The following is a 13,116-nucleotide window of genomic DNA, read 5'->3' as shown; positions in this document are numbered from 1 at the left end:
GATGTCAGCAAATACTTCTCGCATCTGGCCTACGCGAATTTCATGTCACCCCAACAGATCCCCTTGGTGACCTGGAGTCTCGTCAATACCGGGGAGATCCTTCGAAGCCGGCTGAACCAATGGGGCCTCACCGACTCACTTACCAGTGAAGCGCTCTGGGGCGCCGACTATGTCACGCGATCGCTCTCGCCCGATGGGTATTTCTACATGACCATCTTCACCTATTTCAAGAAAGACCCCGAAGCCCGACGAATTGTCGGGCTTCGTGCTAATAGCGTCACCACCAACGAATACCAATGCGCCTTCCGCGAAGGGGGCGGGATGGCTATCGCGGCCCTGGCGCGCATCTCGCGCTGGCACAAGCACGGCGAATATACTTCGCAGCAATACCTCGACGCCGCCCAAAGGGCGTATGCCCACCTGGTGATCAACAACACGAAATACGATGATGACGGGAAGGAAAATATTATCGATGACTATTGCGCCCTAATGGCTGCCACCGAGCTATGGATCGCCACCGACAGCAACTACTATCGTGATCAGGCCCGGCTTCGCGCGGGAAAGCTCAACGCGCGGATGACGCCGGAAGGGTATTTCATCTCCGACGATGGCCGTCGCCCTTTCTGGCATGCGGCCGATGCGGGCCTGCCCGTCGTCGCGCTTGTCCGCTATCTCGACAAGGAGCAGGACAAGGCTTACCGCGATGCCGCGATGAATACCATCGACCAGGCACTCGCCTACAACTTAAAGGTCACCAACGAAGTGGACAATCCCTTCGGCTATGCCCGTCAAAGCTTCCTATACAAGGGAGAAGTGAAAGATGGCTTCTTCATTCCTCATGACAATGAAACCGGTTGGTGGTGGCAGGGGGAGAATGCGCGGCTTGGGTCATTGGCAACTGCCGCATTGCTTGGCAACAAGCTGCTGAACAAGGATGCATTGGTAACCTATGCCGCCCGCCAATACTCCTGGATCCTGGGCTGCAATCCCTATTCGATCTGCTTTCTTTATCAATTCGGTCAAAACAACGTCCCCTACATGCATTCCAATTATGGCCATGGCTCCCAGCGTGGCGGCATCTCCAACGGGATCACCGGAGGTAAAGACCATGGCGACGGCAGCGGGATCGACTTCCGGACCGCGGATAACGGCAACGAATGGCGTTGGACCGAACAATGGCTCCCCCATGCCGCCTGGTTCCTGGCCGCCGTGACGGCTATGGCGAGGGAATAATCTTCCAAATATGGGAACCCTGGGGTCTGGGCGCTAATTGATAATCAATTAGTTATCCAATGGCATGTCGCTTGCCTTTATACTCCCATGAAAAAGTTGCTAAAAGAGAATCATCTTTCCGTACCCGGGCTTATTATCGCCTTTCTGCTGGGCATGCTGGTGACCTTCTGCTTCTACCTGGTCAGATAGCTACCATTCAAAACCCCTTTCCCTGGCCTTTGCCCTTATCCCTTCCCCTGCCGCCGCATCGAGCAGGATCTCGCAATCGGGATGCAGCTGGACCACCGACGCCGGGATGTCCGTAGTCACGGGTCCCAGAATAGCCTGTTCGATGATCGACGCCTTGTGTTCACCCTTCGCGATCAGCACGATCTTCCGCGTTTGCATGATATTCTTGATCCCCCGGGTCAGCCCGCCCAACTCATGATCGGCCGGAAGCCCGGTCTCCTTTCTAACCTTTGCCTCGAAGATCGGGTCCATGGGCGATACCCAGGTCTCGCTTTCGAACGGTGTTCCCGGCTGGTTGATGCCGATATGCCCGTTCCAGCCGATGCCCAGCATTTGCAGATCGGCCCCGCCGCGTGCCGCAAGACGTTCTTCGAACACCAGGGCCTCGCGGACAAAATCATCCGACAGAGTGGGAGGCATGATAAAGTTCTCTTCAGTTATTCCCAACGGGCCGGCCAATTGATCGTAGATCATCGAATAACAGCTGCCCGGATATTCCCGTTGCAGATTGGTCAGCTCGTCTACGTTGAACAGCGTGACCCGCGAGATATCGAAGGGATATTTCTTATAGATCTCACTGACGATAGCGTGCATATTTATCGTCGTCTGACCCGTCGACAGCCCGATGACCGCTTCCGGCTTTGCCAGCATCTGCCCGATGATCCGCCAGGCTGCGGTCACATCGAATTCGCGTTCGTTCTTTGTGATCGTTATTTTCATTTTACCAGTCTTTTAAATTGTTCGCAAAAAAAGTATCAAATGCTTCCGCCGCCGCCGCTTCCCCGGTCCCCTCGAACTCCAGAGCCACTCCCTCTCCCCCCTTTATTCCAAGCGAAAGAATACTCAGCAGGCTGTTGAGCTTTGCTTTCTTCTCTCCTTTCTTCAGCAGGACCGTCACCTGAAATTGTTTGGCCAGCTTGACCATCGCCGTGGCCGGTCTTGCATGCATGCCTTCCGGCGCCAGGATTAGATATTCTCTTGTGATCATAATCGAATAATGACATTTTTCACTTCCGGGATGGCTGGGGCAACCATCGAAAACTCCCGCAGTCCCATGCGGTAGAGCAGTTGGGTAGCGGTTACATCGCCCGCCAGTTCTCCACACATCCCTACCGGGATACCGGCACGCTGTCCCTCCTCGATGACCATTTTTATCAGCTTCAGCACCGCCGGGTGAAAGGGATCGTACAAGGCGGCGATCTTCTCGTTCATCCGGTCGACGGCAAGCGTATACTGACAAAGATCGTTGGTCCCGATGCTGAAGAAGTCCGCTTCTTTTGCCAGCAGATCGGCCGTCAGCGCCGCCGAGGGGATCTCGATCATGACCCCTACCGGCACCTCCGCGGCAAACGCAATACCTCCGGCGGTCAACATTCTCCGGGCTTCCGCCACCGCTGCCTTTGCTGCCAGCAATTCCTCCACGCTCCCGATCATCGGAAACATGATCCGGCAGGGACCAAACAAGGCCGCTCGCAGGATCGCCCGCAGCTGGGTCAGGAACAGCTCTTTTTGATCCAGGCAAATGCGTATCGCCCGATAACCAAGAAAAGGGTTCTCTTCTTTTGGCAGATCAAGATAAGGCAGGGGCTTATCCCCACCGATATCCAGCGTGCGGATCGTCACCGGGTGGCCGCCGCTGCGCAAAAGCACATTCTTATAAAAAATGAATTGTTCTTCTTCCGTCGGCAACCGGTCCCGATGCATGAACAGCAGTTCGGTACGCAGGAGTCCCACGCCCTCGGCTCCAAAGGCAAGCGCCTGTTCCATATCCTCTGCCGAAGCAATATTGGCCTGCAGATGCACCCGAACTCCATCGGTGGTCACTGCTTCGCGATCTTTCAGTGCCCGCAACTGTTGCCGCCGGCGCAAAAAATCTTCCCGTTTCTGCCGGTATTCACCAATGACTGCTGCCGATGGGTTTACCAGCACTACGCCCGACTCGCCATCCAACACCAACTCATCACCGTCGGCAATCGCTGCGAGTCCCTCGCCGACCCCGGTGACGGCCGGGATGCCCCGAAGTCGCGCCACGATGGCCGCATGTGAGGTCTTCCCGCCCGTTTGCGTGACAAAGCCTTCGACGCGGCCGGCATCGAGACCCAGGGTGTCGGACGGGGTGAGGTCTTCTGCGACGACGATCCAGCCTTCGCCCGCCGGCAACTGTCTCCCCACGGGCAGGCCGGCCAGTCGCTGAAACAAGCGCCATCCCATATCCTTGACATCCGCCGCTCTCGCCCGCAGATAATCATCTTCCATCTTCTCAAAAACTTCCACAAAATGTTCCATCGCCAGTAATACGGCATCCCGTGCCGGTATCCGCAGTTCCCCGATGCGCCGGTACACTTCTTCTTCCCAGGCAGGGTCCTGCAACAGCTGCACCTGTACTTCCAGGATGGCCGCCTCTTCCTCCTTCTCCATGGCCATCAATTTCTCCAGCCCGGCGATCGCCGCGGCCACCGCGCGTTGATATTTCCCCGTCTCCGACTGGACGGCAGCCGCATCGGCAAGCAGGATCCCGCTGATCCGCGCTGTTCGCTGTCGCAGCCAATAGGCCCTGCCTATCGCAATCCCCGATGAAACGCCGATGCCCGTCATATGATCCAGTGTAAGATACTCCCAAGAAATCCAAGTGCAAGCAGCCCGATCAGCAATGCCGTCGTCTTAACGCCGCGCCGGATAAAATAATACGTCAGAAAGGTGAGCCCGAGCGGCAATAGCGCAGGGACTATCTGATCCAGCACGCCCTGTAATCCCGCGCCTTCACCAAACGACAACGGGGTATGGATACTCATCAGCGTTGCCGGCATGGCGCCCACGACCATCAGACCCAGGATCGCCGCGCCATCCTTGAGCCTGTCCATCACATTATTCTTCGACAGCTGCATCAGGAAGCGGGTGCCGGTCTTATAGCCGATGAAGGTGAGCTGATACCGCAACAGCAGGTGCGGGACATTAAACAAGAGGATAAACAGCACCACCCCGAGGGCATTTCCTTTCAACGCGAGTGAGGTGCCTACACCTGCCGCAATGACTTTTAGCGTTCCCCAAAAAAGTGAATCAAAAACGCCGGCCAGCGGTCCCATCAGCCCCAGCTTCACCGAGTTGATCGATTCGGCATCGAATTCCGCATCCCGGCTGTTCTGCTCTTCCATCGCCGCCGTGAGCCCAAGGATCAGCGTACAGCCATAGGTGCTTGTATTGAACAACTGCAGATGACGCTGCAGGGCAGCCGCCATCGATTCCTTTGTCGAATAGAACTTCCGCAGCACCGGTAAAAGGGCGAAGGCAAACCCGGTATTCTGCCAGGTCTCGAAATTGAAGTTTGCTTCGAGCAACATGCTCCGCCAGAAGATGCGCCGCAGATCGCGCTTGCTCAGTGCCGGCGCCCGTTCTTCCGCGGCCGGCTCTGCTGTCGCCGGTTCGTAGCCGCCGTCTCCGTTCTCTTCATCCAGCGCTTCACCGGGTCGCGGCTTCTCCTGCGTCACCAGGAAGGCAATGATCACCCCCAACCCGCCGATGGCGATAATGGGCATCTTTAAATATGCGGCTAATAAGAACCCCAGAAAAAAATAGGGCGCCACCCGCTTGTGGAAAAGAAGGTTCATCAACAGCGCAAACCCGAGTGCCGGGAGGAGGTTGCCGGCTACCTGTAAACCTGTGTTCACCCAGGCGGGGATCCTGTCGAGAAAGGCTTTCATCACCCCCGCGCCCAGTTGCAGGGCAAGAAAGCCGACCAGCGCCATCAGCGCAGGCTTGACGAAACCCGATAACACATGCAGCCGCTGCACGCCCCGCCAATTCCCGGTCTCGGCATACCGGGTAAATGTTTTATTGAAAACGCTCCGGGTGACGAACAAAGCGCTCAGCAGCATCTCCGCGAGGATAGAGATGGGAATGGCCAGGGCCAGCGCAATGCCGACGCCTTTATGCGAGATGATCGCGAAGGCCGTCCCAAGGACGCCTCCCGTTACCACATCGGGCGGGATCGCCGCACCAACCTTGATATTACCCATAAAGATCAGCTCCAGGGAAGCCCCGATGATCACCCCCTGTTGCCAGTCGCCCAGCGCCCAGCCGACCAGCGGCGCCAGTACAAGCGGCCGGCTCAGCAGGGTCGTGCCCAGCAGATCTTCAGAATGACCGAAGAAAATGATCAGCGTAATAAATAGATAACTCAGCACGTCAGAGTAGATTTTCGATCGGTTCTTTTTTATCCGTCGGCACCTGCCGCACTTCCAATTCGAGTCCCTTCGCCAGCAGTTCCCGGATGAGTATGATGTCATTGTCGCTGAGGGCGATGGCCTTCGAGACCGGCCTTGCTCCCGTCTTTGCCCGGATGCCACCAAAATTGATCGACCGGATATCACCTACTTCCATTGCCAGCACATGAGCGTCTTTTACCGAATCGACCAGCACCAGCAGTTGCTGGCCCTTATTTTTGGCGTCGTTGAGCCAGGTGATCGAATCCGCGATCGACTTGATCAGCAGTTTGGCTCCCGCCGGTTTGGCGAGTCCCAGGGTCATCCGTAAAAATTCATCCTTTGCTACCCGGTCGTTGGCGACAAACAAACCGTCTACCCCCAGCGCCGGCGTCCAGGTAAATGCCACCTGGCCATGTACAAGCCGGTCATCGATTCGTAACAGCTTAACCATTATTATTGATCAGTTCGTTTACATAGACCAATTGATCCCTTGCCATTCCGATGGCGTCGTTGAGTACCTCCCTTACCGGCGTGGACGAATCCGCCATCACCACTTCGATCACGAGCGGCAGGTTTATCCCTGCCACGACGTGGACCGACCCCATCACCCCCAACTCCGCCGCAACCCGCAACACCTGGTTGGTGATGCTGCCGCCCAGCAAATCGGTAAACACTACCCACTCCTCCTCGTCGCAGGCCCCGCCGAGCAGTCCGGCGATCTCCTCTTCCACCGACTTGTTCTCATCGACATAGGCCTGAAGGATCGCGACCCCGGCCGTGACCCCGGTGATCAATTCCAGTGCCGACCGGATGCCGCCGGCCAGCTCTCCATGGCTGACGATCAGAAACCTTCTCATGCTGCAATTCTACCATTACTTATGCTCAAAACAGCCGCTTTTTGCCATTTTTCTCCGCTGTAGTGGTAAAGTAGGGGGCTTTCGCCGCCATCGGACCGTCGCGGCGAGTTACCTTTCCCCTATGAAAAGCTATGTTCGGATCGTCACCTTTATTTTGCTCCTCCCAGTCGTCACCGGGGCGGCCCCACTTCCCGGGGTCTCCGTCTTCCGCACCCGCCCTGACGACCCCCACGCCCTCTATTTTACCGCGGATAATTATAAGATAACCGCGGACGGAAAGACCGATGTCTCCGATGCCCTGCAGGAAGCTATCCGAACGCTAAAGACCCGCGACAATTTTGGGATCATCTTTATCCCTGAGGGAACCTACCGCATCTCGAAGACTATCTATATCCCGACCGCGATCCGGCTTATCGGCTTTGGCAAGACCCGCCCGCTGATCGTTCTGGGGCGTAACTCCCCCGGATTCCAATCGGCAGACCCGGGGGATAAGGGCCAGGGCCGTTATATGTTCTGGTTTGTCAGCGGCCTTTCCGCTCCCGGCCAGCCTGTCCGGGACGCCGGCGCCTCTACCTTTTACAGCGCGATGTCCAATATCAACCTGCGGATCGGGGACGGTAATCCCGCCGCCATCGCCCTGCGTACCCATTTCGCTCAGCATAGCTATATCTCCCATGTCGACATCGACGCGGGTAACGGGCGCGCCGGCCTATTCGACGTCGGCAACGAGATGGAAGACATCCGCTTCTTCGGCGGCGACTATGGCATCTTTACTACGAAGCCAAGCCCCGGCTGGCCCTGTGCCATCGTCGACTCCTGGTTTGAAGGGCAGCGCCGCGCTGCCATCCGCACCCGCGAGGCGGGCCTCGTTCTCATCCGGCTGCAGGCGAAACAGGTGCCTGTCGTTGTTGACATCGACTCCAACTACCATGAAAAGCTCTTTATGGAGGATTGCCGTTTTGAGGGGATAAAAGAAACGGCCATCCGCATCAGCAATGAAGACAACGCTTTTAGCCAGGTGAACCTCCGGAACATCGCCTGCCGCAATACCCCTGTGCTGGCCGAAGGCCGGCTCACCCACCGCCGTACTACCGCCCCCTCACCCATCTATCTCGTGAAGAGTTTTACCGACGGACTGCAGATCGACGGTTGGGTCGCGGACCCGGTATATGCTACAACAAAAGATATTCAATCCGTATCCGTCATGCCTTCCGTTGCCCCGTCGGACATCCCCGCCTTCCCGGACGCGGCCTTGTGGACGAATCTCCGGTCCCTCGGCGCCAAAGGGGATGGCGTGTCCGATGATACAAAAGTGATCCAGGAGGCGATCGACCACCACGATATTCTTTATGTCCCCGAAGGCTGGTACCGGCTCACCGCCCCCCTTCATCTCCGGCCCAACACGGTCTTCATCGGTCTTCACCCGTTTGCCACGCAATTTCTCATTGCCGACAACACCCCGGCCTTTGGCGGCTTCGGCGGCCCGCAACCCATGGTCGAGACTCCCGTGGGTGGCCGCAATATTCTCAGCGGGATCGGCCTCAACACAAACGCCAGCAATCCCCGTGCTGTTGCGTGCAAATGGCAGTCCGGGGAGCACTCCTATATGAACGACGTAAAATTTATCGGCGGTCATGGCGGCATCCCCCGGCCCAATACAACCGACACCGCCCGCCGGCAATCCGAACGGGATTGGGACACGCAATACTGGAGCCTATGGGTCACCAATGGCGGTGGCGGAACGTTCAAGGATATCTGGAGCGCCAACACCTACGCTACGGCGGGCGCTTATTTCTCGCATACCTCCACCCCCGGCCGGATCTATGCCCTCTCCGTCGAACACCATGTTCGCAACGAAGTCCGCTTCAACGCCGTCGCCAACTGGAAGGTCTATGCGTTGCAACTCGAAGAAGAGAGCCGCGAATCCACCGAATGCCAACCCATGGAACTCGAGGACTGTCATGATATGACCTTTGCCAATCTGTATATGTTCCGCGTCATCCGGGTGAACAAACCCTATCCCTGGTCGATCCGTCGCTGGGGCGGTCATAACCTCGAATTTCTCAACGTTCACAACTATAGTCAGATCATCTATACGACCACCGACCCCCTCTACGACGTCAACACCAACACTACCGTCCGGCCCTGGGAGTTTGCCCGGTTGTTTATCGGTGAAGAAACAACAGCGTCAGATGCCTCCGCTGCGCCGGCAACCACTCAGCTTGCGACCGGCTTCGAATTCGCTCAAAGCCCCTGTGCCGACAGCAAAGGCAATATCTACTTCTGTGATTCGCGTCTGCGCCGCATTTATCGCTACTCTCCTGCCACCCGTCAGACGACGCTTCTCGCCGACTATCCCTGGCAACCGCTGTCCCTGGCCTGCGACAAAAAAGACAACCTGCTCGTCGTCTTTAAATATGTTCCCAAACCGGGTACGGGCGAAACCTTTACCAACCCGCCCGACGCCGCCGGCACCTCGTTCAGCGGCTGGGGCAACTCCGGCTTCGCTACCTGGGTCTATTCGATCGATCCGGATAACCCCGATGAAACGATCCGTCTTCTTCCGACGCAGCCGATGGGCAGCATCGACCCGGTCGACCGGGCGCTTTACCCGGCGCATCGCTGGCGCGACTATCATGATTTCAACACCGTCTCCGTCCAACGTCCACAGCAGTGCTTCGTCGCACCCGACGGCGTAACGATCATCCCGGTGGTCTATGATCTCGCCCGCAGCACGGCTCTTGCCGCGGCCCGGCCCGGCAAGCCGTTGTATACCACTGACGAGTATGACAAACGCACCGTCAGGACAAACGTTGATCCCAAAGGCATCCTCTCCGATCTCAGTTACTTCGCCCAGCGCGGCGAGTTCGCCACCGCGACCGATGCCGCCGGAAATGTCTATATTGCCGATGGAGAGATCTATGTATACGACCCGCAGGGCCACCTGATCAAAACCCTAAAGACTCCCGAACGGCCTACCGGTCTCTCCTTCGGCGCCGACTCCCAAACCCTTTTTATCACCGGCCACAACTCCCTGTACCGGCTGTCCATAAACTAATCGAACTATGCGATCCCTCCTGTTCATCTCCTTCCTGCTTATAACCCTCGCGTCATCCGCACAATCCCCGCGCATCCTCGTCAACCACGTAGGGTATGAAGAAGGCAAGGCGAAACGCGCCATCATCCAAACCAATACCCGGCAATCCAATTCCGCCTTCCAGCTGATCGATGACAGCACGAATAAAGTCGTCTACGCCGGTGAGCCCGTGTACAGCGGCCCCGTCGGCAAATGGAAGCACTGGCTGTTCTACACCCTTGATTTCTCCACGTATCATAAACGGGGGGTTTATCGGATACGATCCATGATCGGGGGCGTCCCGGTGACGTCCTATCCCTTCGTTATCGGCAGGAACGTCTTTGAAAAGGCGACCCTTTCGGATGTCTTATATTATTTCAAAGGCCAACGTTCGGCCGGGCTTATCGATCAGGCCGACCATCATTTGCCTTTACCCGCGGCCGCGCGACATGGGGATGGCCCGGACACCCTGGACCTTCATGGCGGCTGGTACGACGCCACGGGTGACTATGGCATCCACCTTTCACACCTTTCTTTCTCTTCTTACTTCAACCCGCAGCAGGTACCCATGGTCGTTTACAGTCTGTTAAAGACAAACGAACTGCTGAGCAACCGCACGGGCACCGACTATCGCCAGTTTCTCCGGCGCATCATGGATGAGGCCAACTATGGCGCGGACTATCTCGTCCGGCTGCAGGCAAAAGGCGGCTCGTTCTATCGGTCCATCGGGGCACCCGGCGCGGCCAAAGCGGCAAAGGACCGGGCTATCTCCCCCGAACAACAGAGTTATCGGATAAAGCAGTCAAAGGATCAATCGTTTGGCGGCGACCGCATCGTCAATGACTGGCGCAGCTATCAGAGCAGCTTCCGGTCGGGTGGGGGTATGGCCATTGCGGCGCTTGCCATGGCTTCCATGACCGGTATCCCCGGTGATTTCTCCAATGCCCGTTACCTGCAGGCCGCCGAAGAGGCTTTTGCCTATCTCGACAAAGAAAATCCCGCCATGACCAATGACGGGAAAGAAAATATCGTGGATGACTATTGTGCGCTTGCCGCCGCCACCGAACTCTACAAAGCCACCCGTGCCGACAAGTATCGCGAAGCTGCCGAAAAAAGGGCCAACCAGCTTCTCAGCCGTCTTACGTCCTGGGGCAAGTACACCGACTACTGGCGTGCCGACAATGCGGACCGTCCCTTCTTTCATCCTTCCGATGCCGGGTTGCCCCTGGTAAGCCTCCTTTATTATTATCCCTATGCCACGGGTGCGACGCAGGCGGCGATAAAGCTTAGCGTGCACCGGTCGCTGGAATATGAGCTGGCCATCACTCACGAGGTGAACAATCCCTTCGGCTATAGCCGGCAGTTGGTACAGGATACGCTGGGACGCCGGCGCAGCAGCTTTTTCTTTCCGCATGGCAGCGAAGCCTCGCCCTGGTGGCAGGGGGAAGATGCCCGCCTGGGTTCGATGGCTGCCGCGGCCCGATTGGCCGTCCCGCTCTTCACAGGTGATGCATCCGCAGCCAACTCGGGGGATGCATCCGCAGCCACGGCGGGTGATCGCAATAAGTCCTTCGTCGACTCGCTCGAAACTTTTGCCATCGACCAGCTCAACTGGATCCTGGGTCTGAACCCTTATGACGCCTCCATGGTCCAGGGAACGGGCCATAACAACCCTGCATACGGCTTTTTCGGAACCTTCGAATACACCAACGCGCCGGGCGGTATCGTCAACGGGATCACCAGCGGTGTCGACAACGAAGAAGACATCGACTTCAATCTATCGTATGCGATGACGGGAAAAGACTATGACTGGCGGTGGGCCGAACAATGGCTGCCCCATGATGCCTGGTATCTCCTCGCCATTGCCGCCGGCCAACCGCTGCGACTACTGGCCACCACCATCGATGCCGAACATATCAACGATCATCCGACGCTGGCCATCGGCGCTCCGGCTCCCGACTTCAGGCTCCCGGCTACGGATGGCAAGACTTATACGCTGCAAGACTTCAAAGCGGCAAAGGTTTTGGTCGTTGTCTTTATGTGCAACCACTGCCCGACCTCGCAGGCCTATGAGAAACGAATTATCCAGCTTACCAATGAATATGCGGCAAAAGGCGTTCGCGTCGTTGCTATCAGCCCCAACGCGCCTTCGGCATTACGCATCGACGAACTGGGCTACAGCGATGTCGGCGACGGATTCGACGATATGAAGACCCGCGCAGGAAATGCGGGCTATAACTTTCCCTACCTCTATGACGGTGAGACGGAGACAGCCTCGAAGCAATATGGTCCGATCTCGACGCCGCATGTTTTTATCTTCGACCAGCAACGCCGGCTTCGATACAACGGCCGCATCGATGACCAGGAGAACCCGGCAAAAACGCCCCAGCACTTCGACGCCCGCAACGCCCTCGATGCCCTTCTTGCCGGTAAAGAACCGCCGGTTGCCGTGACAAAGACCTTCGGCTGCAGCATTAAATGGATCGAAAAAAGTAACTGGACGGAAAAAGCCGCCATCACCTGGGCGCATGAACCCGTCCGGCTCGATACCATCGGCGTCACGGGTGTTGCCGGCCTTGTTCATAATAATGGTAAAAAGCTTCGGCTGATCAACCTTTGGGCCACCTGGTGCGTACCCTGTGTCGAGGAATATCCTCAACTGGTGTCGCTGAACCGGATGTACCGGGACCGCGGCTTCGAGCTCGTCAGCATCAGCACCGACGACAGCGCCGCCGGGGCAAAGGCCCTCCGCTTCCTCGAAAAACAGGAGTGCTCCTCGCCCAACTATATCTATACGGGCGACGACAAATACAAGCTCATGGAAGCTATCGACCCGAAATGGCAGGGCGCCCTGCCTTACAGCCTGCTCGTGGAGCCGGGGGGTAAGATCATTTATGCAAAACAAGGGGCTATCGATCCCGAGCAGCTGAGAAGGCTCATCTTCGATAGCCCCGGTATGGGCCGTATCTTTAAACAGTAGGTTGATTGACTAGATCTCTTCGGGCTCTTTCTTATTCGTGGAGATATCGGTATGGGTGGAACCGCCGCGATGCTCATAGATAAAATGATCTTTGGGCCGGTCGAGGTATTTCTGCTGATAGCGTTTGATCACTTCGGCCGGCTGTTTCGCGCCGTTGACGGTAAACCCGTTGTTATCCAGCGTGAAGCTCAGGGGGGCGCTCTTGTCGATGATCTTGTCGCTACGCAGATCGCGGATGATGTGGCGGATATAATAATCGGACACCGGCGGCACCGGTGGGACGGGAGGCACGGGAGGAATTGCGGGCATGGGTGGCAGAGCCGGTATGGGTGGCACGGGCGGTATTCCCTCATCATTGATACTGTTCGTCCGCGGGCTGAACCGATGACCGGACGGAATGGTATCTGCGGCGATCACCGGGCGAACGGTCGTGACGGAATCTTTTGTCGGCTCCTGCTGCCGCTCGCGCATGCTGATCAGCCCTACCGCGACAAGCGCCATCAGGCCGAATGATAAAATAGTCTTCATTTTTTATCTTTT

Annotated in this window: 10 protein-coding genes; 3 read left to right on the top strand and 7 right to left on the bottom strand. The window is 57.2% G+C overall.

Translation table 11 applies throughout. The annotated features are described in order from the left end of the window. On the top strand, positions 1-1,233 hold a 1,233-nt coding region (locus VGM48_RS16470; protein WP_331581072.1), incomplete at its 5' end, for a glycoside hydrolase family 9 protein. A 189-nt stretch (positions 1,234-1,422) separates the two neighbouring features. Here the strand turns inward: VGM48_RS16470 and VGM48_RS16465 are convergent. From VGM48_RS16465 to VGM48_RS16440, 6 genes are read right to left on the bottom strand one after another with little or no spacing between them, the layout of a single operon-like run. Continuing rightward, positions 1,423-2,181, bottom strand: a complete 759-nt coding sequence (locus tag VGM48_RS16465) for a 6-phosphogluconolactonase (RefSeq protein WP_331581070.1) — start codon at positions 2,179-2,181, stop codon at positions 1,423-1,425. 1 nt (position 2,182) lies between these two features. Next, on the bottom strand, positions 2,183-2,449 hold the full coding sequence (locus tag VGM48_RS16460) for an HPr family phosphocarrier protein (RefSeq protein WP_331581068.1): 267 nt from the start codon (positions 2,447-2,449) through the stop codon (positions 2,183-2,185). Further along, positions 2,446-4,056 (bottom strand): phosphoenolpyruvate--protein phosphotransferase, encoded by a 1,611-nt coding sequence (ptsP, locus tag VGM48_RS16455; protein WP_331581066.1) that lies wholly within the window; start codon positions 4,054-4,056, stop codon positions 2,446-2,448. The genes VGM48_RS16460 and ptsP overlap by 4 nt, the downstream gene beginning before the upstream one ends. Then, a complete protein-coding gene (locus VGM48_RS16450) occupies positions 4,053-5,642 on the bottom strand; it encodes a PTS system mannose/fructose/sorbose family transporter subunit IID (RefSeq protein ID WP_331581064.1) in 1,590 nt (529 codons plus the stop codon). The genes ptsP and VGM48_RS16450 overlap by 4 nt, the downstream gene beginning before the upstream one ends. 1 nt (position 5,643) lies before the next feature. After that, positions 5,644-6,114 carry a PTS sugar transporter subunit IIB gene (locus VGM48_RS16445; protein WP_331581062.1) on the bottom strand — a complete coding sequence of 157 codons (471 nt, stop codon included), beginning with the start codon at positions 6,112-6,114 and terminating at the stop codon, positions 5,644-5,646. After that, the gene (locus VGM48_RS16440) at positions 6,107-6,520 is read right to left on the bottom strand and encodes a hypothetical protein (RefSeq protein ID WP_331581060.1); all 414 of its coding nucleotides are present in this window, start codon (positions 6,518-6,520) and stop codon (positions 6,107-6,109) included. The genes VGM48_RS16445 and VGM48_RS16440 overlap by 8 nt, the downstream gene beginning before the upstream one ends. A gap of 121 nt (positions 6,521-6,641) precedes the next feature. Between VGM48_RS16440 and VGM48_RS16435 the strand changes: the two genes are divergently transcribed. Together VGM48_RS16435 and VGM48_RS16430 are read left to right on the top strand one after the other, a co-directional pair. After that, entirely contained in the window at positions 6,642-9,578 is a 2,937-nt protein-coding gene (locus VGM48_RS16435) for a glycosyl hydrolase family 28-related protein (RefSeq protein WP_331581058.1), read from the top strand. Between the two features lie 7 nt (positions 9,579-9,585). Continuing rightward, positions 9,586-12,576, top strand: a complete 2,991-nt coding sequence (locus VGM48_RS16430; RefSeq protein ID WP_331581056.1) for a redoxin family protein — start codon at positions 9,586-9,588, stop codon at positions 12,574-12,576. Between the two features lie 9 nt (positions 12,577-12,585). On the opposite strand, the gene VGM48_RS16425 is transcribed toward VGM48_RS16430, so the two are convergent. After that, entirely contained in the window at positions 12,586-13,104 is a 519-nt protein-coding gene (locus tag VGM48_RS16425; RefSeq protein WP_331581054.1) for a hypothetical protein, read from the bottom strand. Positions 13,105-13,116 lie beyond the last annotated feature (12 nt).

The sequence above is a fragment of the Puia sp. genome (genome assembly GCF_036500295.1).
GTDB lineage: Bacteria > Bacteroidota > Bacteroidia > Chitinophagales > Chitinophagaceae > Puia.
The sequence above is the reverse complement of the archived record's forward strand: the minus strand, read 5'-3'. Positions and strand labels throughout refer to the sequence as shown.

Bases quoted from the DNA above. Each gene is read 5' to 3' on its own strand.
- VGM48_RS16430 (WP_331581056.1), top strand. From the start codon at position 9,586: ATGCGATCCCTCCTGTTCATCTCCTTCCTGCTTATAACCCTCGCGTCA.
- VGM48_RS16445 (WP_331581062.1), bottom strand. From the start codon at position 6,114: ATGGTTAAGCTGTTACGAATCGATGACCGGCTTGTACATGGCCAGGTG.
- VGM48_RS16425 (WP_331581054.1), bottom strand. From the start codon at position 13,104: ATGAAGACTATTTTATCATTCGGCCTGATGGCGCTTGTCGCGGTAGGG.
- VGM48_RS16435 (WP_331581058.1), top strand. From the start codon at position 6,642: ATGAAAAGCTATGTTCGGATCGTCACCTTTATTTTGCTCCTCCCAGTC.
- ptsP (WP_331581066.1), bottom strand. From the start codon at position 4,056: ATGACGGGCATCGGCGTTTCATCGGGGATTGCGATAGGCAGGGCCTAT.
- VGM48_RS16465 (WP_331581070.1), bottom strand. From the start codon at position 2,181: ATGAAAATAACGATCACAAAGAACGAACGCGAATTCGATGTGACCGCA.
- VGM48_RS16440 (WP_331581060.1), bottom strand. From the start codon at position 6,520: ATGAGAAGGTTTCTGATCGTCAGCCATGGAGAGCTGGCCGGCGGCATC.
- VGM48_RS16460 (WP_331581068.1), bottom strand. From the start codon at position 2,449: ATGATCACAAGAGAATATCTAATCCTGGCGCCGGAAGGCATGCATGCA.